The sequence below is a fragment of the Eikenella sp. NML120348 genome, from assembly GCF_001648435.1.
Taxonomy (GTDB): Bacteria; Pseudomonadota; Gammaproteobacteria; order Burkholderiales; family Neisseriaceae; genus Eikenella; species Eikenella exigua.
Genome location: NZ_LXSP01000006.1, coordinates 53,110 through 76,223 on the forward strand (window position 1 = coordinate 53,110; position 23,114 = coordinate 76,223).

24 protein-coding genes and 1 pseudogene are annotated in these 23,114 nt (G+C 55.4%); 16 read left to right on the plus strand and 9 right to left on the minus strand.

Annotated elements, in window-relative coordinates; all coding sequences use genetic code 11:
• The first annotated feature begins 206 nt into the window (after positions 1-206).
• The 3 genes from A7P99_RS08535 (at position 207) to tpx (ending at position 2,105) form a co-directional block, all read left to right on the plus strand.
• Entirely contained in the window at positions 207-671 is a 465-nt protein-coding gene (locus A7P99_RS08535) for a hypothetical protein (protein WP_231863738.1), read from the plus strand.
• A 180-nt stretch (positions 672-851) separates the two neighbouring features.
• Complete coding sequence (locus tag A7P99_RS08540) at positions 852-1,364, plus strand: protein disulfide oxidoreductase (RefSeq protein WP_067449381.1); 513 nt, start codon at positions 852-854, stop codon at positions 1,362-1,364.
• Between the two features lie 246 nt (positions 1,365-1,610).
• Complete coding sequence (tpx, locus tag A7P99_RS08545; RefSeq protein WP_067687229.1) at positions 1,611-2,105, plus strand: thiol peroxidase; 495 nt, start codon at positions 1,611-1,613, stop codon at positions 2,103-2,105.
• A gap of 136 nt (positions 2,106-2,241) precedes the next feature.
• Here the strand turns inward: tpx and A7P99_RS08550 are convergent.
• A pseudogene (locus tag A7P99_RS08550) lies at positions 2,242-2,622 on the minus strand (EthD domain-containing protein).
• The gene (locus tag A7P99_RS08555; RefSeq protein ID WP_067449320.1) at positions 2,615-3,295 is read right to left on the minus strand and encodes an alpha/beta hydrolase; all 681 of its coding nucleotides are present in this window, start codon (positions 3,293-3,295) and stop codon (positions 2,615-2,617) included. The pseudogene A7P99_RS08550 and the gene A7P99_RS08555 overlap by 8 nt, the downstream one beginning before the upstream one ends.
• Positions 3,296-3,363: 68 nt before the next feature.
• On the opposite strand from A7P99_RS08555, the gene A7P99_RS08560 reads away from it, so the two are divergent.
• The gene (locus tag A7P99_RS08560) at positions 3,364-3,720 is read left to right on the plus strand and encodes a MerR family DNA-binding transcriptional regulator (RefSeq protein WP_067449322.1); all 357 of its coding nucleotides are present in this window, start codon (positions 3,364-3,366) and stop codon (positions 3,718-3,720) included.
• A 109-nt stretch (positions 3,721-3,829) separates the two neighbouring features.
• Here A7P99_RS08560 and A7P99_RS08565 read toward each other — a convergent pair whose 3' ends face one another.
• Positions 3,830-4,450: an L-threonylcarbamoyladenylate synthase gene (locus A7P99_RS08565; RefSeq protein WP_064087235.1), complete on the minus strand. Its 621-nt coding sequence runs from the start codon at positions 4,448-4,450 to the stop codon at positions 3,830-3,832.
• Between the two features lie 233 nt (positions 4,451-4,683).
• On the opposite strand from A7P99_RS08565, the gene A7P99_RS08570 reads away from it, so the two are divergent.
• From A7P99_RS08570 to A7P99_RS08590, 6 genes are all read left to right on the plus strand, one after another.
• On the plus strand, positions 4,684-5,343 hold the full coding sequence (locus tag A7P99_RS08570; protein ID WP_153705639.1) for a hypothetical protein: 660 nt from the start codon (positions 4,684-4,686) through the stop codon (positions 5,341-5,343).
• Between the two features lie 267 nt (positions 5,344-5,610).
• Positions 5,611-6,525 carry a TIGR01777 family oxidoreductase gene (locus tag A7P99_RS08575; protein ID WP_067687232.1) on the plus strand — a complete coding sequence of 305 codons (915 nt, stop codon included), beginning with the start codon at positions 5,611-5,613 and terminating at the stop codon, positions 6,523-6,525.
• A gap of 84 nt (positions 6,526-6,609) precedes the next feature.
• On the plus strand, positions 6,610-7,644 hold the full coding sequence (gene purM, locus A7P99_RS08580; RefSeq protein ID WP_067449328.1) for a phosphoribosylformylglycinamidine cyclo-ligase: 1,035 nt from the start codon (positions 6,610-6,612) through the stop codon (positions 7,642-7,644).
• 98 nt (positions 7,645-7,742) lie between these two features.
• A complete protein-coding gene (locus A7P99_RS08585; RefSeq protein WP_231863739.1) occupies positions 7,743-8,414 on the plus strand; it encodes a hypothetical protein in 672 nt (223 codons plus the stop codon).
• A 50-nt stretch (positions 8,415-8,464) separates the two neighbouring features.
• Entirely contained in the window at positions 8,465-8,737 is a 273-nt protein-coding gene (locus tag A7P99_RS10495) for a hypothetical protein (RefSeq protein WP_231863740.1), read from the plus strand.
• 59 nt (positions 8,738-8,796) lie between these two features.
• Positions 8,797-10,098 carry an adenylosuccinate synthase gene (locus A7P99_RS08590; RefSeq protein ID WP_067528512.1) on the plus strand — a complete coding sequence of 434 codons (1,302 nt, stop codon included), beginning with the start codon at positions 8,797-8,799 and terminating at the stop codon, positions 10,096-10,098.
• A 334-nt stretch (positions 10,099-10,432) separates the two neighbouring features.
• On the opposite strand, the gene A7P99_RS08595 is transcribed toward A7P99_RS08590, so the two are convergent.
• On the minus strand, positions 10,433-11,464 hold the full coding sequence (locus tag A7P99_RS08595) for a porin (RefSeq protein WP_067449331.1): 1,032 nt from the start codon (positions 11,462-11,464) through the stop codon (positions 10,433-10,435).
• A gap of 373 nt (positions 11,465-11,837) precedes the next feature.
• Here A7P99_RS08595 and A7P99_RS08600 point away from each other — a divergent pair, with 373 nt between their 5' ends.
• Positions 11,838-12,803, plus strand: coding sequence for a PhoH family protein (locus tag A7P99_RS08600; protein WP_067449333.1), 966 nt, complete (start codon positions 11,838-11,840; stop codon positions 12,801-12,803).
• A gap of 353 nt (positions 12,804-13,156) precedes the next feature.
• The gene (locus A7P99_RS09830; protein ID WP_167738619.1) at positions 13,157-13,516 is read left to right on the plus strand and encodes a YbaN family protein; all 360 of its coding nucleotides are present in this window, start codon (positions 13,157-13,159) and stop codon (positions 13,514-13,516) included.
• Between the two features lie 519 nt (positions 13,517-14,035).
• Here A7P99_RS09830 and A7P99_RS08610 read toward each other — a convergent pair.
• Entirely contained in the window at positions 14,036-15,466 is a 1,431-nt protein-coding gene (locus A7P99_RS08610; RefSeq protein ID WP_067449337.1) for a sodium:proton antiporter, read from the minus strand.
• 258 nt (positions 15,467-15,724) lie between these two features.
• On the opposite strand from A7P99_RS08610, the gene A7P99_RS08615 reads away from it, so the two are divergent.
• Together A7P99_RS08615 and A7P99_RS08620 are read left to right on the plus strand one after the other, a co-directional pair.
• The gene (locus tag A7P99_RS08615; protein WP_003823446.1) at positions 15,725-15,952 is read left to right on the plus strand and encodes an exodeoxyribonuclease VII small subunit; all 228 of its coding nucleotides are present in this window, start codon (positions 15,725-15,727) and stop codon (positions 15,950-15,952) included.
• Entirely contained in the window at positions 15,945-16,832 is an 888-nt protein-coding gene (locus A7P99_RS08620; protein WP_067528514.1) for a polyprenyl synthetase family protein, read from the plus strand. Before A7P99_RS08615 ends, A7P99_RS08620 begins: the two co-directional genes overlap by 8 nt.
• Before the next feature lie 357 nt (positions 16,833-17,189).
• Here A7P99_RS08620 and A7P99_RS08625 read toward each other — a convergent pair whose 3' ends face one another.
• Together A7P99_RS08625 and A7P99_RS08630 are read right to left on the minus strand one after the other, a co-directional pair.
• A complete protein-coding gene (locus A7P99_RS08625; RefSeq protein ID WP_067449341.1) occupies positions 17,190-18,692 on the minus strand; it encodes a DASS family sodium-coupled anion symporter in 1,503 nt (500 codons plus the stop codon).
• A 229-nt stretch (positions 18,693-18,921) separates the two neighbouring features.
• A complete protein-coding gene (locus A7P99_RS08630) occupies positions 18,922-19,899 on the minus strand; it encodes a hypothetical protein (RefSeq protein ID WP_067449343.1) in 978 nt (325 codons plus the stop codon).
• Between the two features lie 208 nt (positions 19,900-20,107).
• On the opposite strand from A7P99_RS08630, the gene A7P99_RS08635 reads away from it, so the two are divergent.
• Positions 20,108-20,359: a hypothetical protein gene (locus tag A7P99_RS08635; RefSeq protein WP_067528516.1), complete on the plus strand. Its 252-nt coding sequence runs from the start codon at positions 20,108-20,110 to the stop codon at positions 20,357-20,359.
• A 118-nt stretch (positions 20,360-20,477) separates the two neighbouring features.
• Positions 20,478-21,335 carry a folate-binding protein YgfZ gene (locus A7P99_RS08640; protein ID WP_067528517.1) on the plus strand — a complete coding sequence of 286 codons (858 nt, stop codon included), beginning with the start codon at positions 20,478-20,480 and terminating at the stop codon, positions 21,333-21,335.
• Between the two features lie 144 nt (positions 21,336-21,479).
• Here the strand turns inward: A7P99_RS08640 and A7P99_RS08645 are convergent, their stop codons facing one another.
• Together A7P99_RS08645 and truB are read right to left on the minus strand one after the other, a co-directional pair.
• Entirely contained in the window at positions 21,480-22,172 is a 693-nt protein-coding gene (locus tag A7P99_RS08645; RefSeq protein WP_067528519.1) for a Slam-dependent surface lipoprotein, read from the minus strand.
• A 1-nt stretch (position 22,173) separates the two neighbouring features.
• Complete coding sequence (gene truB / locus A7P99_RS08650; RefSeq protein WP_067528523.1) at positions 22,174-23,076, minus strand: tRNA pseudouridine(55) synthase TruB; 903 nt, start codon at positions 23,074-23,076, stop codon at positions 22,174-22,176.
• Between the last annotated feature and the right edge of the window lie 38 nt (positions 23,077-23,114).

A 23,114-nucleotide genomic window follows, 5' to 3' on the forward strand; every position in this document is an offset into this window, starting at 1 on the left:
GAGAAAGATTTATGTATGGAGAAATATAACGCTGCCGATAAAAGAGCGCAAATTTGCGTGGCTTGGGCACGGAAACGGAAAAGCTACCTGAAACCGGCCAACCCCACACCGAATACATCATGACCAAACTCAGCCTCTGGCATACCCCGAGCAAGTCCGCGACATCCTGCTCGCCTTGCCCGTAACCAAGCACAACCGCGTCCTGTATGAACTTGTTTGGCGATTTGACCACAATAACCCGCAAGGCATACCGGAAACTAAAGCTCTGCCTGCGCCCCTGTGCCTGCTCTGGCACAACCCGCGCTTTCAGGGGCTGGAAAACATCAAATGCTGGCTGGAGGAAGTGCCCAACTTATGATGATGACAATGGCTCATGGCTTGCCCGGCAACCCGAAATCGAAGCCCTGCTTGATGTGCTCCACCCTGAAGCCTGCCGCGTGTATGGCGAGCATGGCGGCATGTGGCAAAGCGCGGAAACGTTTGCCTTCTTTGTTGCCCGAATGTTTGCCCGCAATACCGAAGCTTCGCGCGGTATGGCAGGGACTGCCTCTACTGAAGTGAGCCCTCTGCCGCCAACGTCCCAATTGGGCGGAACGGCTCAAAAACGAAATCCGCAAGCTGCAAGAAAAATAAGGCTCAACATAGGCTGCCAAAAAATTTTAGCTCCATAGAAACTCGTGCTGCTCGTTTTAATTTCATTGAAGCTACGCTTTAGCTTCACAGAAACTTTGCTTCGCATCGTTTTTCAGGTAGCCTTTATTATTGGGGGATTGGGGCTGCCTGAAAGCGCAGCTTCAATGAAGTTAAAAACCAATCCTTCCACACACCATTCAAACCAAACCATGCTGCCCATCCGCCAACGCCTTTTCTCCTTCCTGCGCCAAGCCGCCACGATGGCTGCCGCCTTTATCGTTATCAGCCTGCTGCTTGACTGGTATCGCGCCCCTGTCGTGCCGCCCCAGACTGCCGTACTGCCGCTACACACCCTGCAAGGGCGGCAAACCACCTTGTTCGAACTGGGTGGCGGCCGCACTACTGTGCTGTATTTCTGGGGTTCGTGGTGCGGCATCTGCCGGCACACCTCTCCGGCGGTGGATAAACTCGCGCGCAACGGCGTGCCTGTGGTGGGTGTGGCCTTGCAGTCGGGCGGCGATGAAGAAGTGAGGATCTACCTGAAAACGCACGGCTGGCAATTCGATACGGTAAATGATACAGACGGCGGCTGGGCGCGGCAATGGCAGGTGCAGGTAACGCCTACCATCGTGCTGGTGAAAAACGGCCGTGTGCGCCACAGCACCACTGGGTTGTCCAGCTATTGGGGCCTGCGGGCGAGGATTGCTTTATTGGATGCCTTGGATGGGTGAGGCTACCTGAAAAGTTGGATAGTGAGCCAGCTGAATGGCCGATATGGTGTTGGGTTGCTTGGCTGTATTTTTGTATTGCCTGCGGCTCGCCGCTTTGTATTGCCTCACAAAACGCTGCTGCGCGCCGTTTTAACTCCGTTGAAGCTACGCTTTCAGGTAGCCATTGCTTGGCAATCCGTAGAAAAACCTCTATCCTTGCCGCCGCGTAACAGCAATCTTCATCAACATCAAGAAAAGGATAGCAAAATGGCAAACATCACCTTCCGCGGTACGCCCGCCAACACCGTAGGCAACCTGCCCGCCGTTGGCGCCGCCGCTCCCGCCTTCACTCTCACCGCCGCCGATTTGTCCGACAAAACCTTGGCCGACTTCGCCGGCAAACGCAAAGTGATCAACATTTTCCCCAGCATCGACACCGGCGTGTGCGCCCAATCCGTGCGCACTTTCAACCAGCGCGCTGCCGCTCTGCAAAATGCCGTGGTGTTGTGCGTTTCCGCCGACCTGCCCTTCGCCCTTTCCCGCTTCTGCGGCGCGGAAGGCATTGAAAATGTAGTAACGCTCTCCAGCTTCCGCAGCAGCTTCGGCGCCGACTACGGTATCACCCTAGCCGATACTCCGCTGCGCGGCCTCACCGCCCGTGCCGTGGTGGTGCTGGATGAAAACAACAAAGTGCTGCACGCCGAGCTCGTGCCCGAAATCGGCCAAGAGCCCAACTACGAAGCCGCTTTGGCCGTGCTGTAATCCGACGTAGCCACGCCAAAACGAAACCGCCTGCACACAATGAATGCAGGCGGTTTCGTTTTGGCGTGGCAGAGTAGGGCAGGGAAGGGTTACCTGAAAGCTGGAAGATAGGCCACACAAAATCGTTGTGTTGCCTTCAGTTTGTTTCTCCGGCCAAGCCGACTACACATTCTTCCTCGCCCAGCCACATCACCGATTGCGCCATATCCACAAAACGCACTTCGTCTGCTCGCAGTTCTGCCTGCGTGGCGGCGCCTTCTGGCGTGGTGTGGGCGGCGGCGAAGTCTTCTCGGCTGTCATACCATAGTTCGCCCATGGCATCGAAGCGGAACGCTTAGGTGTGCCGTTGTGTGGCCTGCTGGGAGGCGGCATCCAGCGGCAGGGTTTTGGCATAGCGCCGGATGCGGAGGACATTTTGGTATTGCAACACTTTGGCCGAATGCGACGCCCAGTGTGCCAAAAACTCTTGTTGCGATAATTCGGCTTTCTTCTTCACCAGCATGGTGATTTTAAACATGGCTTTCTCCTTGAATGGCCGCTGCTATGTGTTCTACCGCTTGCAATACTTGCGGAAACTCCGTATAGCCGTCGCGGCCCAAAAAGTGGCCGCCGCCAGGGATTTCTTCTAATTTGCCGCCTAACTGCCGTGCCAAACGGCGGGTGTTTTCCGGCGGCACGATGCTGTCGTTATCGGCGGTAAATAAGGTAATCCGGCCTGTTATTTGGCGTATGGCGGCAAAATCCACCGGGCACTGGTCTACATAGTTGTCTACATTAAAACCATTAATCTGCGGCAGCGTGGGAATGCGTGCGCCGAAGGCAGACACCAGCACCAGCCCGCTTACTTTGTGCGGGCGAACCCGGCTCAGATAATGCAGCAGCGAAATTGTGCCCAGGCTGTGCGCCACTAAAATTGTGCGCCCGGACGGCATGCCTACTGCCTGCGAGAGCGCATCTTGCCAGCGGCGGTAATCGGGCTGCATACTGTCGGGCAGTGCAACGGGCAGGGCGGTTATACCTTGTTGCTGCAGTTGCCGTGCCAGCCATGGGAACCAATGATCGGCCACCGTGGCGCCGTAGCCGTGGATGATAAACACGCGCACTGGCTCGACCTGCGGTTTGGTCAAGTTTTTGCAGCCAGCCAGCAATACGCCCGCGCCTGCAGCGGCGCAAAATTGTCTGCGGTTCATGGGGATGAGTGCTCCTATTTGTTTACAATGGACTGGAGCTTACAGAATGACACAGTGTGAGGGTCAAGATGAGAATTGGCGAATTTGCCAAGCAAAGCGGCATCAGTGTGCGGATGCTGCGGTTTTATGAAAGTGCCGGCATCCTTGTGCCTGCGCGCACGCCGGGCGGTTATCGGGAATACCGCGAGCAAGACATCGCCTTTGTCCGCAAGGTGGTGCTGCTCAACCGCGCCGGCCTCGCCCTGAAAGACATCGCCCTGATGCGCGACTGCTTAAATGACGAGCCGCAAAACTTTTGCCCAGCGTTGCGCGGCAAACTGGCCAACACACTCGCACACATCGGCAGCCAAATCAAGAGTCTGCACCAATCGGAACAACTGCTGGCCAGCTTGCTGGCGGCGGAAGGTGAAAAATGGCGGGAATAAGGTTCAGGCTACCTGAAAAATACTCGTTTCAATCATAAAATATGATTAAAGGCTACCTGAAAGTTTCAGGTAGCCTTTAAGGGCAATCAGCTTACAAACAGTCTGACGGTTACAACCCAAATACCGATGTATCGCCCGCGCCTTGGCGGATAAGCTCGGTGCCATTGGTCATATCGATTACCGTGGTCGGCTCGGTGCCGCACCAGCCGCCGTCGATGATTAAATCCACAGCGTGTTCGAGCAGGTTGCGGATTTCGTAGGGGTCGGTTTGCGGCTCGGTTTCTTCGGGCAGCATCAGGGTGCAGGAGAGCATGGGCTCGCCCAGCTCGGCCAAAAGGGCGAGAGCGATTTGGTTGTCGGGCACGCGAAGGCCGATGGTTTTGCGTTTGGGGTGCAGCGTGCGGTTGGGCACTTCTTTGGTGGCGGGCAGGATAAAGGTGTATGCGCCCGGGGTGGCGGCTTTGAGCTGGCGGAATTGGCTGTTGTCCACCTTGGCGTAAGTGCCCAGCTCGCTCAAATCGGCGCACATGAGGGTGAGGTGGTGTTTCAAATCGATTTGGCGGATGGCTAGGATGCGTTCCATGGCTTCCTTATTACCCATCTGGCAGCCGAGCGCGTAGCAGGAGTCGGTGGGATACACGATCACGCCGCCCTGGCGCACGATTTCGGCGGCTTGTTTCACCAGCCGCTCTTGGGGATTTTCGGGGTGGATGGCGAAGAATTGTGCCATGGCTCTCTCCTGCTGGAAAAACGAGTATTTTAAGCCTTTATGCTGCGCCTTGTCCTGAATTAAATTGAATTCACGCTGCTTAAATCCCGTTGTGTTTTTCAGGTAGCCTGTTTACCTGTTTAAACCTAAGCCAGCAGCCTGTGTGCCTGCTGTTTGATATAATGCCGTATTCATTCATAACACAGCAGATTAATTCTCTATATAGGCGTGCCAACGCTATATTGGAGAACTAAGTGCTTAGCTATACACACCAAATCATGCTCGAAGAACTAGCCCACATCGCCCTGCCCGGCTTTTTGCTGCTGGCTTTCAGCATCAGTGCCGCCACCGAAACCCCCACCGCCCGCAGCGAAACCGCTCCAGCCGAAATTTCCTATCTCTGTCAGCTGGCCGACGGGCGCAGTGTGCGCACCTCCTTGCCGCAAGGCTGTTGCCGACCCGTGGCCAAATCTTTGGCTGAGGAAGAGGTTGATTTGCCTAAGCAGGCCGCTGCCGCTCCCGTGGCTGCCGCCTCTGAGCCAGTTAAACAGACTGCCAACAACGCCGATACCGGCAGCGAATTGCCCGATGTGTGGCAGGAAGCCGTGGCTGCCGCCAGCGATGTGGAAATCAGCAAACCCGTGTCCATGCGCGTTACCCTGCGCCACCAGCCCGAGCGTCGCGCCCCCGTGCACCCTGCGCCGGTGATTGCTGCCGCCAAACCGCTTACACCCAAGGAAATCATCGCCCGCGACATCCGTCGTGAAGAACGTGCCTTGGCGCGGGTAGAACGCGAGCTGGCCACTGCCCGCCGCAACAACCAGTCTGATCGTGCCGGCAACCTGCAACTGCAAATTGCCGACCGCCGCTCCGGCTTGCAGTCGCTGCGCCAAGAGCTGCGCCGGCATCAGTAGGCTACTGTTGTAAGCATGATTAAAGGCTACCTGAAAGGTTTCAGGTAGCCTTTTGATATTTTGAGTGCTTGCAGATTTGTTCTTTTGCAAGGAATAGGATGGTATTTCAGGTGGTCTGCGCCGCTGAGGCTACCTGAAACAAGCCCGAATATCCTCGCATCAATAAACTTACACACCTGCCCGGAACATGGCAGGCTACCTGAAAATTCTTCATGAAAGAGAAACCATGTTTCAGGTAGCCTTTTCTTTTGCCGGCCGGAGGTGTGCATGAGCCGGCAAACCATCGTGATTATCGGCGGCAGCGGCTTTATCGGCCGCCATCTGGCTGCGGCGTATCAGGCCGACGGCCATCGGGTGATCATCGTTAGCCGCCATCCGGCCAGCGCGCTGGAGGCGGATAAGCGTTTTGAATACATCGCCGCGCTGCACCACCTCTACGACAGCACCCGCCCCGATTTGCTGATTAACCTGGCGGGGGTGTCGGTGGGCGAAGGCCGCTGGACGGCGCAGCGCAAGCAGGAGCTGTTGCAAAGCCGCTTACAGCTGGTGCAGGCTGTGGCCGACTGGCTGCGCCGCCACCCGCAGCCGCCGTGCCTCATCATTCAGGCTTCCGCCGTGGGCTATTATGGCAATGGCAGCGCGGAGGGCTGGCCGCCGTGTGCGGAAAACGCACCACCGCAAAATGTTTTCCCTTCGCAGCTGTGCCAGCAATGGGAAGCGGCGATACAGCGCGTACAGCAGGAGAGCGGCGTGCCGGTGGCCGTGTGCCGCCTTGGTGTGGTGCTGGGCAGGGATGGCGGCATTTTGCCGCAGCTGCTCAAACCGGTGCGCTACTGCGCGGGCCGGCTCGGCAGCGGCGAGCAGCCCCTGCCGTGGGTGCATATGGATGATATCGTAGCCGCCATCCGTTTTCTGGCCACGCAACCGCACAACAGCTTTCAGGCCTACAACATTACTGCCCCCAAGCGCACCACCCAGCTCGACTTTGCTCGCGCTGCCGCCCAACGGCTGCGCCGCCCGCTGTTGTTTTCCGTTCCCGAGCAGATGTTGCGCCTGATGCTGGGCGAGCAGGCCGATTTGGTGTTAGACGGCCAATTTACCCCGCCGAAAGCCCTGTTGCAGCAAGGATTTGAGTTTGCCTTCCCCACCATTGAGCGTGCGCTCGACAACCTGCTGAATTAGGCCACCCAATTCAATCCTTAGCTGCTGCTTAAAATCAGGTAAAATAGCGTTTTCCTGTTTTAAATTTTTCCCCGAAAGAGTGCCATGACTCAATCCCTCAGCTACCGCGATGCCGGTGTCGATATCGATGCGGGCGACCAACTGGTCGAAAACATCAAATCCTTTGCCAAGCGCACCATGCGCCCCGAAGTGTTGGGAGGCTTGGGCGGCTTCGGCGCGCTGGTGGAAATCAGCAAAAAGTATCAAAACCCCGTGCTGGTAAGCGGCACCGACGGCGTAGGCACCAAGCTGAAACTAGCGTTTGAATGGGATATTCACGACACCGTGGGCATCGACCTGGTGGCCATGAGCGTGAACGACATCCTCGTACAAGGCGCAGAGCCGCTGTTTTTCCTCGACTATTTCGCCTGCGGTAAGCTCGATGTGGCGCGCGCCACCGATGTGATTAAAGGCATCGCCGAGGGCTGCGAACAATCCGGCTGCGCCCTGATTGGCGGCGAAACGGCCGAAATGCCCGGCATGTATCCCGAAGGCGAATACGATTTGGCCGGCTTCGCCGTGGGCGTGGTGGAAAAAAGCAAAGTCATCAACGGCCGCAGCATCCGGCCGGGCGACGTGGTGCTCGGCCTCGCCTCCAACGGCGCACACTCCAACGGCTACTCCCTCATCCGCAAAATCATCGAGCGCAGCAATCCCGATTTAGATGCCGAATTCGACGGAGGTAAAACCCTGCGCCAAGCCGTTATCGCGCCTACCCGCCTGTATGTGAAACCGATTTTGGCGGCGCTGGAAAGATTTGAAATCAAAGGCATGGCGCACATTACCGGTGGCGGCATTACCGAAAATATCCCGCGCGTGCTGCCTGAAAACTGCGTGGCGCAAATCGATGCCCAATCTTGGCCGCTGCCCAAACTGTTCCAATGGCTGCAACAGGCCGGCAACGTGGAGCAGCAGGAAATGTACCGCACCTTCAACTGCGGCATTGGCATGGCTGTTGTCGTGCCTGCCGAGCAGGCTGAGGCAGTGCAGGCCTTCCTCACCGAACAAGGCGAAACCGTGTACCGCCTGGGCACAATCTGCGAACGCGCGGGAAGCGAGCATCAAACACAGGTGGCATAAATAGTTTCAGGTAGCCTAATTATTGGTATGGTGAGGCTACCTGAAAAATCTAAGTGCTTCTTATTTATTAAGATTAATAAGATTAAAAAGGGGAGGTAATGGGCGTCTATCGCTGCAACCATTGTAAACAACTAGGGGAACATTCTGTACAAGAAGGTGCCGTATGCCAAAAATGTGGGCAGCCCGTTATCGTTTACGATACCGTGTATTTCATCAACCAGCTGATTAACCGCTACGCTGCTGTTATGCGTGAACTAAATGCGTTGAAAGAGCAGGAAAGCGAACAGGTTTCTAATTCAGCAAATGAGGCCACACAATCAAGTGATACCAATCCACTATACGGCATTAAATTGTCGAATACTGAAGTTCTAAGTACTACACAGCAGCATTTCGGATTGGCGCAATGGTTTGCTGACAAACAAATTACCCCAAACTTCGACTATTCCGCCGTGGACATGAGCGGCTATTACGATGAAGCTGCCGAACGTATTGGGCAGTATTACAACGTATTTAAAGACATTATCAGTAGAATTGCTTGGTCATACCGCAATAGCCACAGCGGGCTGAATTTGGGTTTGAAAAAATACTCGCAAAAAGACGCCCAACAAATTAACACCCTCTGCCGCGAGTTTTATAGCAACACCCTATTTTCCCGTTATTCTTATCAAAAACAAGATAAACTCATCCACTTGAAACTACAAAGTGCCGCACCTGTCCGCCAATTTTTAGTGGTGAATGGCTGGAGTGGTATGCACTCGGGCAGATATTGAAAGAAGCCAAGCAACGAGGGAAAACTTTCTCTTTCTCTTGTGCCAGAAGCTTGGAAATCCGTTTCGCCAATGAAGACCTGCATGAACTGGATGTTGTCTTTCTGCCTACTGGCAAACAGCCTTTGGTAATCGAATGCAAAACCGGTGAGTACCGTCGCGATTTGGATAAATACCTTACCCTACGCAAACGGCTGAATATTCCCGCCGAAAACTTTATCTTACTGGTTACCGATATAGACGAAGCACAGGCCAAAGCTTTCAGCAGTATGTATGAATTAGCTTCCTTACCCTGCCCATGCTACCTGAACACATCAAGGTTCTAATGTAGGCAGAAGTTATAAAAAACCATTTCTACCAATTAACCAATAAAGGCAACAACATTATGGCAAAAAATATCGTAGTAATCGGCGCACAATGGGGCGACGAAGGCAAAGGCAAAATCGTAGACTGGCTGGCCGAAGAATGCGCCGGTGTGGTGCGTTTCCAAGGCGGCCACAATGCCGGGCACACGCTGGTGGTGAACGGCAAAAAAACCGTGCTGCGCCTGATTCCCAGCGGCATCCTGCATGAAAACCTGCATTGTTATATCGGCTCGGGCGTGGTGGTTTCCCCCGAAGCCCTGCTCGGCGAAATTGACGAGCTCACCGCGGCCGGCGTGAAAAACGTGGCCGGTCGGCTGCACATCGCCCCCACCTGCCCGATGATTCTGCCCTACCACATTGCGCTCGATCATGCCCGCGAAGCCTCCAAAGGCGCCGGCAAAATCGGCACCACCGGCCGCGGCATCGGCCCGGCTTACGAAGACAAAGTAGCCCGCCGCGCCATCCGCTTGGGCGATTTGGCCAATACCGAGCTCTTGTCCGACAAACTGCGCGCCAACCTTGAAGTGTATAACGTGCAGCTGCAACACCTGCATGGCGCAGAACCCGTGCAGTTTGATGACGTGATGGCCAAAATCAACGCCTTCAAAGAGCGTATTCTGCCGATGCTCGCCGACGTGTCGCGCAGCCTGCATGACACCATTCAGTGCGGCGAACGCCTGCTGTTTGAAGGTGCGCAAGGCACGCTGTTGGATATCGACTACGGCACTTATCCCTTTGTTACCTCGTCCAACTGCTTGGCAGGCGCTGCCTCTGCCGGTGCTGGCGTGCCGCCGCAGGCCTTGGATTATGTGCTCGGCATCGTGAAGGCCTACACCACCCGCGTCGGTTCCGGCCCCTTCCCCACCGAACTGTTCGACGACACCGGCAAAGGCCTGGCCGAACGCGGCAACGAATTCGGCTCGGTAACCGGCCGTGCCCGCCGTTGCGGCTGGTTTGATGCCGCCGCCCTCAAGCGCTCCATCCAAATCAACGGCATCAGCGGCCTGTGCATCACCAAGCTCGACGTGATGGACGGCATCCCCGAAATCAAAATCTGCACCGGCTACACTCTGCCCGACGGCAGCACCACCGATATCCTGCCCTTTGGCAGCGATGCCGTGGCCGGTTGCACCCCAATCTACGAAACCTTACCCGGCTGGACAGAATCCACCTTCGGCGTGCAAAGCTTTGATCAGCTGCCAGAAAATGCCAAAGGCTATCTGAAACGCATCGCAGAAGTATGCGGCGCGCCCATCGCCATTGTCTCCACTGGCCCAGATCGCGTGGAGACCATCGTGCTGCAGCATCCGTTTACCAATTAAACCACTGGGCTGGATGAGAAAAGGCTACCTGAAGGGGTTCAGGTAGCCTCCTCCATGTACAAGGTGAGTGCAGAGCAACTTTGTGAGCCATATTACGAGAGAAATATTGCAAGGGAAAGCTCCAGTATACGTGCGGCACACTCCATGCACATAGTTTGCTATACTAAATCGAAGGCTACCTGAGAATACAGATTGCCTGGTTTAGCTTCGTTGAAGCGTTACTTTCAGGTAACCCTATTTTCCTTTGTTCCAAACAATCAAGAAGAGTATAGGCAAAGAAAAGGCTTGCCGAAGCAAGCCTTTTGTTGGGTTACTAGGCTAGGCTAGCCACAAATTAGAATTTATGTACCACGCCAGTGCCTACGCCCCAGTTGTTTACGTTTTTATCGTTAGTGTTGGCTTTTTCACGCAACCAACCTACAGATACCAAGCCAGTGGTGCGGCGAGAGAACGCGTAGTCAGCACCAACAATGGCTTGCAGGTAGCGACCACCATCGGTCCGAACATTATCACTCTTAGCACGGCCGTAAGCTACAGTTGCTTTCGGAGTAATAGCACCGAAAGTGTAAGCAGCAGAGAGTTGAGCCTCTGTGGTTTTGCCGTTGTTTTCGGTGGTAGCAGCAACGTCAGCATCTGCAAAGAAGTCAGTGTTTACGTTTTTAGCGTATTGGAAACCACCAGCAACATACAGGTTGTTAGCATCATAACCTACAGACAGGTTGTGAGCGTGGCTGTCTTTCCGACCGGCAGCAGCACTGGTAGATTTGCGAGCGTATTCAGTTGCGTAACGTGCGAAGAAGCCGCTGTTTTTGTAACCTAAGCCCAAACCAAATACCGGCTTGCCGTCATTAGTGCGGCCGCCGTGTACGTTAGCACCAGGAGCCATCTGGAATGAGAAGTCAAAACCACCAAAGTCAGGAGACTGATAGTTCAAGCTGGTACGGCGAGTACCGAAACGGGTATAGCGATCCAAGCCTAAGAGGTAGCTGCCATATTCCCAGTTGTCTTGGGCAACTACAGCATTTCTCAGCGGAGTGCTTACACGACCAACTTTAACAGTACCGAAACCACCTTCCAAACCAATGAAGCTGTCTCGGTTGTTTACAAAGCTACCACCGGCCAAGCTGGTGTTAGCTTCAACTTGCCAAATAGCTTTCAGGTTGCCACCCAGGTCTTCAGAACCTTTGAAGCCGATGTAGCTACCGTAGTCAACCACACCCCAAGCGTTTCTTACGCTCTTCGGCTGGGCAGAGGTGCCTTCACGAACAAATTCAACACCGGCACGGATGTTACCGTACAGAATCACTTCTGCAGAAGCGGCAACCGGCAAGGAAACCAATGCTAATGCAATCAGGGTTTTTTTCATGCTGCATTCCTTTATCTATGTCTAAACTAAAAATACACACTTAAAAAAGAAACTTCGTCTTCCTTTATTTAAGCTCTTACGCAATCGCCGCATTAGCGATTTCATAACTGCAATATAATTGTTCGGCGGCAAAAAAACAAATCCAATCGCGGGCAAAACAGCAGATGCGGGCGAAGTTGTATGCTTTATGCAACAATGTAGCGCTGTGTTGAGGGGCGGGTTTTGTGTTGTTTCAGGGCTGTGCTTTCTGGCAGAATCTGGTTGCGCGGCGAGGATTGCCTTGGTACGCGATACGGCCTATTATCGTATAAATTATGTTCCGGCTGCCAGAAGGTGGTGCAGCCGGGAGTTTGAAATAAATGTTTGAGAGTTTATGAGCCACACTGTACACCTGAAATTTGAAGAGATAGACAACTCTGTTTTGCAGCGGCTGTGCGGGCCGCTGGAAGAGAATTTGGAAAAACTTGGTAAAGTGTTGGAAGTGGAAATTGGGCGACAGTTTGCCGAATTTGCCTTTATTGGCAATCATGCTCATGCAGCGCGGGCCGCCCTCTTAAAGCTGGCCGAATTGGCTGAGCGGCGGGATTTGGACGATAACGACATCCAGCTCTCAGCAGTAGAGGCCAAAACAGCCGACGAGACTTTTGTGCCAAAGAGCGAAGCTGGATATCAGTATTTCCTGCAAACGCGGCGCGGCAAGCTGGGCGGACGCACGCCGCGCCAAAACGGTTATATCCGCGCACTGCTCAACCACGATATTGTGTTTGGCCTGGGCCCGGCGGGCACGGGCAAAACTTATTTGGCAGTAGCGGCAGCAGTGGACGCAATGAGCAAACATGAGGTGGAACGCATTGTATTAGTTCGCCCTGCGGTGGAAGCGGGGGAGAAACTCGGCTTTCTGCCGGGCGATTTGGTGCAAAAGGTAGACCCTTATCTGCGCCCGCTGTATGACGCGCTGTATGATTTGATGGGCTTCGACCGCGTTACCAAGCTGCTGGAACGCGGGCTGATTGAAATTGCACCGCTGGCCTATATGCGCGGGCGTACGCTGAACGGCTCGTATGTGATTCTAGACGAAGCGCAAAATACCACTCCGGAACAGATGAAAATGTTCCTCACGCGTATCGGCTTCGGCGCTAAGGCAGCAATCACCGGCGACATCAGCCAAATCGACTTGCCACGCAATATTAAGTCCGGTCTGAAAGACGCGCGGGAAAAACTGCAAGGCATCGAGGGCATTTATTTCCACACCTTTACCAGCGAAGATGTGGTACGCCATCCCTTGGTGCAGAAAATTGTGGATGCTTACGATGCTGCGAATGCAGAGCGGGAAGAGTAGCGTTTGCCGCCTTTGCCCCTTTAATTATTCCGGTTTCAGGTAGCCTTTAAATAGATGGTTTGAGGCTACCTGAAATTTATCTCGGGTTCGACCTTAACCTTCAAAGTAAAGAACGATTATGCAAAATATGCGGCTGCAGTTGCGGCTCTATTTCAAAATATTCACGCCATTTGGGCATATGTGAATAAGTCGCATTTCCTTCACCAAATGATACAATCGTACCAAACCTTGCGGGAGAATTAAGAATAATGGGCAAAATGGAATGGATGATTGCGGTTTTGGCGGCAGGGCTGGCGGCTGGGGTGGCGTGGATACGGCATCGCCGGCAAACTGGTCAAGATTCTTACTTACCGTTGTGGCGGCCTTTGGTGTGGCTGGCGGGTTGGCTGGCTATACTCTTGGGTATTATCGGCATTTTTTTGCCGGGTTTGCCGACTGTACCGTTTGTGTTGCTGGCGGCAGGCTGTTGGTCGCGCACATCGCCGCGTTTCCACCGTTGGCTGAGCGAACACCGCCATTTCGGCCCGATGGTGCGTGACTGGGAGCGCAAACGGGTGATTCCGCTTAAGGGCAAGATAATATCGGCGTTGATGATGTCCTGTTCGTGTGCGTGGATGCTGTATCGTTTCCCAGAGCGCTGGTGGGCAGGTGCGGGGATGGTGATAGTGTGTTTGGCGGTAACAGTGTGGATGTGGCAGTTGCCGAGCAAGTAAAGTTGAGGGGGGGGACATGAGGAAGGGGCTACCTGAAATCTTCAGGTAGCCCCTCCTGTATCAAATAATGTGCCGTTCTACAGGCTGTGTACTTTGAAAAACAGTCCTTCAATTGGAGCGAGCTGTTTGTCTGCAGAGTGTGCCGGTGGCTTCTTGCAGGATTTGTTGAGTCATGATTTTTCCCTTTCGGGCGTGGTGGATACGGCTGCAGTAATTGTTTTTCATACCGGGCGAGCCAACGCGGTATGAAGCAATAAGTGCTTTAGCTGTAATGTTTGGCAGTATAAGGGTTTTGTGGCGATGGGTAGTAGCGTATTGCGGCAAGATGGTGTTTCTTCGCGAGAAAGGATAGTTATGTTTTCACTTTGTTGGAGCTCTTGTTTTCAGGCAGCCTGTACTGGATGGTGGCTTCCTTGAATAATAAAGGCTACCTGAAATTCCAGCTGCGCAGAAACTTGTGTAGCCGTTTTAACTTCGTTGAAGCTTACACTTTCAGGTAGCCTTTTACCTACTATGGAATCATAAAATCTGCCACACGAAGAAAATCAAGGTGTGCAGGATAAACAGCGGCACGAGGATGCCGAACGACCAGGCCATGTAGCCGAAGAAGCCGGGCATGGGCACTTTGCGCTGTTCGGCGATGGCTTTCACCATGAAGTTGGGGGCGTTGCCGATGTAGCTGAGTGCGCCCATGAACACGGAACCCATGGACACGGCGAGCAGTGTGTGGAACAGGTGGCCGTTCATCAGGGTGTGTGTGTCGCCGCCGGCCATGTTGAAGAACACGAGGTAGGTGGGGGCGTTATCCAAAAAGGCGGAGAGCATGCCGGTCATCCAGAAATACATGGTATTGATCGGATTGCCGGAAGCATCGTGCACGAGGGAAATCAGCGGGGCAAACGCACCGTGTTCGCCGGCTTGCAGTATGGCCAATACGGGGGCGATGGTGATGAAGATGCCGAGGAAGAGTTTGCCCACTTCGGCGATGGGCCCCCAGTTGAATTCATTGCCGGCACGCACCTGTTTGGGGGTGATGGCGAGGGAAGTAATGGCCAGTGCCACCAACATCAGGTCGCGGGTGAGGTTTTGCAGGGCGTAGTGGGTGCCAAAAATTTCCAGGCCAGGGTGTGCGGGCTTCCAAATGCCGGACATTATCACGGCTGCCACTACGCCGCCCAGGAGCAGGAAGTTCCATTTGCCCATGAGCTTGATTTTTTCGGTCGGGCTGTCTGGGCTCGGGTCTTTGGCAAGGATTTCGTCGGCTTGGGCGAAGTATTTGCTGTCGAGGACGTAGAACACGATGAGCAGCACAGCAGCACTAATCAACACGGGCGGCAGCATGTGTTGCACTGTCCACATGAAATCCACGCCTTTGAGGAAGCCGAGGAAGAGGGGTGGATCGCCCAGCGGGGTGAGGCCGCCGCCGATATTGGCCACGAGGAAAATGAAGAAGACCACCACGTGCACGCGGTGCTTGCGATTGTCGTTGGCTTTGAGGATGGGGCGGATCATCAGCATGGCGGCGCCGGTGGTGCCCATCACGGAGGCTAGGAGCGTGCCGATGGCGAGCAGCGCGGTGTTCATGCGTGGGCTGCCGTGCAGATTGCCCCACACGAGGATACCGCCGGAGATGGTGTAGAGCGCCCACAGCAGTAAAATGAAGGGGATGTATTCGGCCACCAAGGCGTGCACCAGCACGTGCAGGCTGGTGGAGAAGCCGTACACGAGGGTAAAGGGGATGAGGAAGGCCAGGGTCCACGCTGCGGTGATTTTGCCGAAGTGGTGGTGCCAAATGTGGGCGAAAAACAGCGGGCCGGTGGCGATGGAGAGCAGAATCAGCACGAAGGGAATGCCCCAGGGCAGGCTCAGCTCGGCGCCGTTGAGCTCGCCGGCCAGCGCGGGAAGCGGCAGGGCGAGCAGCGGCAGGAAGAGGGCGGTTCGGATACGCATCGGGTTTCCTTATTGGCAGGTGGTCACAAACAAAATATTTCAGCCGGACGGGTTATTCCGGCTGCTTTACTGTGCTGATTGTAAATGAAAGCGGGCGGTGTGTCAGTATATGTTATACGATGACGGCGGCAGGCTACCTGAAAATAAGTAGGCTTTATTTCCTATCCCAGTCACTTAGGCGGCAGAGGAGGCTACCTAAAACCCACCCGCCCGCTGTGCTACAATCCCGCCCTTGAATCGAACTGCCGCAAACCCGCCATGACCAAGAAAAAACCGAAAACCTTTGAAGAAGCCGTGAGCCGGCTGGAAGCCATCAACCAAGCCATGCAGGCCAGCGATATGCCGCTGGAAGACGCGCTGGCCGCCTATCAGGAAGGCAGCGAACTGGTGCGTTTCTGCCAAGCGCGGCTGGCCGAAGTGGAGCAGAAGCTGCAAGTGCTGGATTCCGGCGTGGAACGCGAGCTGGTGTTGGAACAAGATGAATAAACCCAATAATTGGCAACAACGCGCCCGCGCCCAAGCCGAACTTGTGCTGGAGCGCGTGCTGCCCCCAGAAAACAGCCTGCCGCAGCGGCTGCACCAAGCCATGCGCTATGCCGTGCTCGGCGGCGGCAAACGGCTGCGCCCGCTGCTGGTGCTGGCTGCCGCCGAACTAGGCCAATCCGAAGCCGCCGCTGCCGAGGCCGCCCTGGCCGCCGTGGAGCTGGTGCACGTTTATTCCTTGGTACACGACGACATGCCCGCCATGGACAACGACAGCCTGCGCCGCGGCAAACCCACCTGCCACGTCCAATACGACGAAGCCACCGCCCTTCTGGTGGGCGACGCGCTGCAAACCCTCGCTTTCGACGTGCTCAGCCGCCCCAACGACCTGCCCGCGCAGCGGCAGTTGCAAATGGTGCACACCCTCGCCCGCGCTTCCGGCAGCCTTGGCATGGCCGGCGGGCAGGCCATCGATTTGCAATTCGTGGGGCAGCATATTGGCCAGCCAGAATTGGAAACCATGCACCGCCTGAAAACCGGCGCCCTCATCCGCGCCGCCGTGGCCCTGGGCGCGCTAAGCTGCCCCGATTTGGACGCTGCTGCCCTGGCACGGCTCGACGACTACGCCGCCAAACTCGGCCTCGCCTTCCAAGTGATCGACGACGTGCTCGACTGCGAGGCCGATACCGCCACCTTGGGCAAAACCGCCGGTAAAGACCAAGAAGCTGACAAGCCCACTTATGTCAAACTCATGGGGCTGAACACCGCCCGCGAGTATGCCGAACGGCTCGTGGCCGAAGCGCAGCAGGCCTTGTCCGGCTTCGATGCCCGTGCCGACCGTCTGCGCCAACTGGCCGCCTTCGTTACCGAACGGCGAAACTAAGGGGTTACCGGCCGAAAAAGAGAAAGGCTACCTGAAAAATCGGTGTGGCCTTTTTTCGTTTTCAGGTAGCCTGAAACAGCATGGGCTAGCTGGAATGCCGATTGCTCAAGCTCGGTCGTATCGGCCTACATTGTGCGTTGTTAATCTATAGTGGATTAAATTTAAACCAGTACAGCGTTGCCTCGCCTTGCCGTACTATCTGTACTGTCTGCGGCTTCGTCGCCTTGTCCTGATTTAAATTTAATCCACTATACTATAAAGGCTACCTGAAACTTTAGCTTCGCAGAAACTTCGCTGCGCTGAGTTTTCAGGTAGCCTTCCGTTATGCTTCAACGTTACTGGTGTAAAGCTTTGGGTTTACCAGTAATTCATCACTTTCCACCAAACGCCGCCGATAATCACGAAGACGGCGAGGTTGACCACGCTCATGATGAAGCCTGCTTTCCACCATTCGCCCAAGGTGGTGTAGCCGGAGCCGAAAATCACGGGCGAAGTACCGGTGGCGTAGTGGGTAAGGGTCATCATGATGCTGGAAGAGGAAGCCAGCAGCAGGGCGTAGAGCATGGGAGGCGCGCCCAAGGCCAGGCCGGCGGCATAGAAGGCGCTGAGCATGGCGGTGATGTGGGCGGTGGTGCTGGCGAAGATGTAGTGGGCATACATATAGGCCAGAAGCAGCAGGGTTACCGCGCCAACCCAGCCCATGCCTATGCCGCCGATGCCGCTTTCCAAGAGTTTGGAGAGCCAGGCAATCAGGCCGAGCTTGTTGAGGAAGGTGGCCATCATCACCAGGGCAGAGAACCAGGTAACGGTGTCCCACGCGCCTTTTTCAGTCAGGACATCCTGCCAGGTAAGCACGCCGCTGAGCAGCAGCAGGGAGAGGCCGAGGAAGGCGGTGGTAGTCGGGTTGACGGCGTAGGCTTTGCCGAAAATCATGGCTGGAATGCCTGCCCACAGCAGCAGCAGGATGGCAAAAATGCCCAACATAATTTTCTCGCCGCGGTTCATCGGGCCCAGTTCTTGCAGCTTGTCTTTGGCAAACTGAGAAGCGTTCGGGGTTTCTTTGATTTCGGGCGGGAAGAAGAGATACAGCACCAGCGGCATCAGGAACATAGCTGCCAAACCGGGCACAAGCATAGCAACAGCCCAAGTGCCCCAGCTCAGATGGATATCGGAGTTGGTGGCTTTGGCGATCAGATCCACGATCAGCGGGTTGGGCGCGGTGGCAGTGATGAACATAGCAGAGGTAATAGGGTTGCTGTGGTAGTTTACCAAGGCCAGGTATTTGCCGATGCGGTTTTGCGTACCTTTTTCCGGGTCGGAATCGAAGCTGCCCGCAATGGATTTCATAATCGGGTGGATGATGCCGCCGCCGCGCGCAGTATTACTGGGCGTTACCGGGGCGAGAATCAGCTCGGAAATGGCCAGGCTGTAGCCGATGCCCAGCGTTTTCTTGCCGAACAAGGAGATAAAGTAGTAGCCGATACGCGCGCCCAGCCCGGTTTTTAGGATGCCGCGCGAAATCATAATGGAAATACCAATGAGCCAAATCAGCGGGTCGCCGAAGGAGCTCAAAGCATCTTTAATGGCCACGGTGGCCGGGCTTTTGATCGGGTTGCCTTCGGGATCAAGCTCGGGCACGGTTACCTTGGTAATGGCCACCAGCATAATGGCGAGAATCGACAGCGCGCCGATAGGCATGGCTTTACCGATGATGGCGGCAATCACGCCCACAAACAGCGCCAACAGATGCCAGGCATTGGGGGTAACGCCCTGCGGCACGGGAATGACAAACCAAATCAACAGCGTGAGCGCAACGGCCACCGCCATTGGCATGGGTTTAAACCCGAGTTTGTTGTCCATTTCCTACTCCTTAATTCAAGTTGATGAAAGTACTGCAACCAATGAATTGTCTAGCGCATTTTAGCAGTTTTTTACGTAAATAGAAGGAATTTACTTTGCTAAAATTTATCGTGAATACAATGAATTGTTGAAATGATATGAATGCGGAGACATCGAGGCGGCGCAAAATGGCAAAGGCTACCTGAAAACCGGCGGGGATTTTCAGGTAGCCTTGATTCGGGGGTAGCTGTTATAGCTGTTCTTTTTTCACAGCAGCCAGGGCACGGGCGAGGTTGTAGGCCAGTACGTCGTCCACCAGGCGGGGCACTTCATCTAAGAAGGCCTGCTGCATATTCTGCACCATCAGCGCGGTTTGCCGTTGAAGCGCGGTTTTCACCATGCCAGATACGGCATCGGCCAGATGCGGACGCAGTTTTTCGGCTAGGCGTTCGAGCAGGACTTGCTCGCTCAGGCAGAGGATTTTGTGTTGCAAATTGCTGGGCAGGGCATAGGCATTGAGCAGCACCACTTTTTCGGCGGCGGCGGCCAGCGCGGCGGTACCGGGCTCGGCTTGGACATCGTATTCGGGCTGTGCGGCGGCCTCGGTGGCAGCTTCGATTTGTTCAGCCACGTCTTGATCGGGCGTTACCGTGGGCTGTGCGCCGCCCAGCCACACGGTGGCCTGCTCGATTACGGGCTCGTCACGGCCGACGCGCAGGGAATGTTGGGCGGCCAGCCAGTCTTCTTGAAACAGGATTTGCGGGTTGTTTAGCTCGGCTTCGGAGCTGGCGGTTTGCAGGTTGTGCTGTTGCTGCCAATGTTGGAAATAGGCTTGATAGGCCTGTTTTTGTTCATCCAGATTCAGGCGGCGGTGGCGGCTGCCACTGAGCGCGCTGGGGCGCGTGTTGGTGCTGGCGGTTTGTGCGGCAGTTTCGGTCACGGGTGCGGGGGTGTGAAGCGGTACGGTGCGGGGTTCGGCAGTAGGCGTGGCAGACGGCGCAGGTGTTGGGTTGGCCTCGGCCACCAAAGTGTCGTATAGGAGGGCGGCAGAAGGGAGGCGGTTGGATTGGGCAGCGGGCGGTTGTTGTGCCTGTTTGGCCAGATGGCGGCGTTTTTGTTGCAGGCGTTCCAGGCCTTTTTCCCAATCTTCGGTGTCTGATGTGGTGGATTGCGGGGTGGAGGTGTTGTCATTGAGGGTGAAAACCAAATTGTCTTGCGCTTGGGTCATGGTGGTTTTTTCGAGGAGTGGTTAGTTTATGTATTAACCGTTTTAGGTAGCCTTTGATTGCTTGCCATGAGGCTACCTGAAAACGTAACAGACGATATTATTTCATAAAATATGCTTCTGTGGGTGGCGGCTGTCCAATCGCCGGGCTTGAGCTTATAATCCGCCCCGTTGCCCGGCAGCGTGGCCTAAGGCGGAAAGGAAGAATGTTATGGAAGAAATCAATCAGAGAATCAGCTATTTGGAAGAAATATGCGAGGCTTTGCATATGCAAAATCTGGTGTTGGGCAGTGCGCTGAAAAGCCTGCTGCGCAGCCTGCCGCCAGATATGGCGCAAGATGTGCTGGAGGCAGTGCGTGCGGGGTTTGACGATGAATTGGCGCGGCTGGAATATTCCGACAGCGCACAAAGCGAGCTGTTCCATGATGCAACTTATGCCTTTTTTGGTGAGAAGAATTACTGACTAAATCAGGTGTCGTGAATTAGATTTAAATCGAGATAAGGCGGTTGACCGCAGATAGTACAGTCGGGCCAATGCAGTATCGGTTTAAATTTCATTTGCTAAAACACAGGAGAAAACCATGCACACACTTTGCAAATTGCCCTTTTTCGGCGTGGCGGAGGTAAGTGGCGCGGATGCTGCCGAATTTCTGCACAGCCAGCTTTCTAACCACATTTTGGATTTGCAGCCGGGCGAGACTTGTTTCGCCACCTACAATTCGCCGCGCGGGCGGGTGCTGGCCAATATGCTGGTGTTGCGCCGTGCCGACCGTTTCCTGCTGGTGATGGCGGCGGATTTGCTGGAAGCCACGATAAAGCGGCTGCGGATGTTTGTGCTGCGCAGCAAAACAGTGTTCCACACCGACAGTGCTTGGCAGGTGTACGGCCAAAGCGGTGCGGATACGGGCGCGGATGCCGCCGCACTCAAATTTGCCGCCGACGAAGCCGATAACGGGCTGATTACGCTGGCTTTGGCCGGCGGCAATCGCATGGTGCTCAGCCCGGTGCCGCTGCCCGATGCCGACTGCCCTGCCGCTGCCGAAGCCTGGCAGGCCGCCGAAATTTTGCAGGGGCGGCCGTGGATTTCACGGCCCACTGTGGAAAGCTGTGTGGCGCAAATGTTGAATCAGCACCTGCTCGGCGGCGTGCATTTCAAAAAAGGCTGCTATCCGGGGCAGGAAATCATCGCCCGTGCGCAATATCGCGGCCAGGTGCGGCGTGGTATGGCGGTGTGCCGCAGCGCCCAGCCTGTAGCCGTGGGCAGCAAGGTGGAAGCCGATGGTGAGGAAGTGGGCATTGTTATTAACAGTGCGGCACACGACGGGGCTTTTGTGTTGCTGGCGGTTATCAAACACGGCGCGGCAGGCAAGGACTTGCAGGCCGGCGGGCAGGCTTTGCAAACGCTAAAGTTGTTGTTTGAGACGGAAGCGGCGGGATGAGATAGCCGCCTGCCTGGCTGAAGTGCAATTAAGAAACAGGCTACCTGAAAATGCTACACAGTTTCTGTGAAGCTAAAGTTTCAGGTAGCCTGTTGTGTTGCTGCTTTGATTAACTACACAGCAAAAGCGTTTCAGCCAGATCGATTAAGGAGCGATTTTCCGTGTGCCGAAAGCGCCGGTGTACTCACCTTGTTTTTGGTAGGTGCCGCCCATCTCGTCGGCATGGCCGCCATAGAAGTGGCCGCTGAATTTCGCGCCAGAGTTGGCCGTGCCGCTAAAGCTGTTGCCGGAAATGATACCGTTATCCAACACAACGGCTGCGTTGTTGGCGGGAGTAAGTGTGCCGCTGATGGTGTGATTGCCGAAATCAACACTGAAGTTGGCAGGGTCGCTTTCAATCTGGGCATTGGTTTGGTTGGACACTGGGGCGTGAACGGCATAACCGGAATAGTTAAATGTACCGCTGGTAGGCATGTCGTTGGCTGAGGTTACGATGCCTTGTGAAAACATATAGCCCTGGGCATCGGTTCCTTCGCGGACATAGCCATAGCTGGACTGAGTCATCACTTGCCCTACGCGTGCGGTGTTTCGTGCTTGCATATTGAGCAGACCGCCGGCAACTATGTTGAGAGGGATAATGTTCAGCTCTTGACCATCTACCTTCAGCACGCCAAAGTTTTGCTGGGTAAAGGACAGAGCCTGCTCGCTGATGCGCAGATAGCCGTTAGATGATAGGGTGATGGCCTTGCCGGTACGCTGATTAGCGGGAGGGGGAGGAGGATTGCCACCGCCCGGATTGGGATCGTCGGGATTGATCGGATTGTTGGGGTTACCCAATTCAGTTGGCTTGTGTGCTCATCAGGCGCAGGGCTTTCAGGTAGCCTTGCCGGCTGGTGACGAGGCCGATGAATTCGCGGTTGGCGGAGTAGATGCGCAGGGGGGTGTTTTCTGGCAGCTCTGGCGGGGCAACAGGGGTTTGGCCGAAGCGCAGGGCGCGAATGGTTTGTTCGCTGGCGGTGTGCTGCGGCAGATGTTGCACCAATGTATCGCAGGGCAACAGTAAGGCATCGCGCTGCTCCTCCGTGAGCGCGGTAAGGCTTTCGATGCTGTGGCTGTGTTCGATTTGGAAGCCGGCGGTGGCGGTGCGGCGCAGGGCGGTGAGGTGGGCTAGGGTGTGGGCGCTTTTGGCAATGTCTTCGGCGAGGGTACGGATGTAGGTGCCTTTGCTGCATTGCACGCTGATTTGGGTTTCGGGGAATTGGAAGTGGAGGATTTGGATGTCGTGAATATGTATGCTGCGGGGCTGGCGTTGGATATCGATGCCTTGGCGGGCGTATTGGTAGAGGGGTTTGCCTTGGTGCTTGAGGGCGGAATACATGGGAGGCAGCTGCTGCTGTGCGCCGAGGTGCTGCTGGCAGGCTACCTGAAAATCGGTTTGGCTGATTTCGGTGTGGCTGGTGGCGGTGATGCTGCCTTCGGCATCACCGGTATCGGTGGCCTGGCCGAGACGGAGGGTGGCGATGTAGGCTTTGTCGGCATCGAGCAGGTATTGGGCGAATTTGGTGGCTTGGCCGAAGCAAACGGGGAGCAGGCCGGTGGCCAGCGGATCGAGCACGCCAGTGTGGCCGGCTTTTTCGGCATGGTAGAGGCGGCGGGCTTGCTGGAGGGCGCTGTTGCTGGATAGGCCGGTGGCTTTGTCGAGCAGGAGGACGCCGTCGAGGGGGCGTTTTTGAGGTTTCATGGCGTGGATTATTGATTGATCGGTAGTTTATTTTTCAG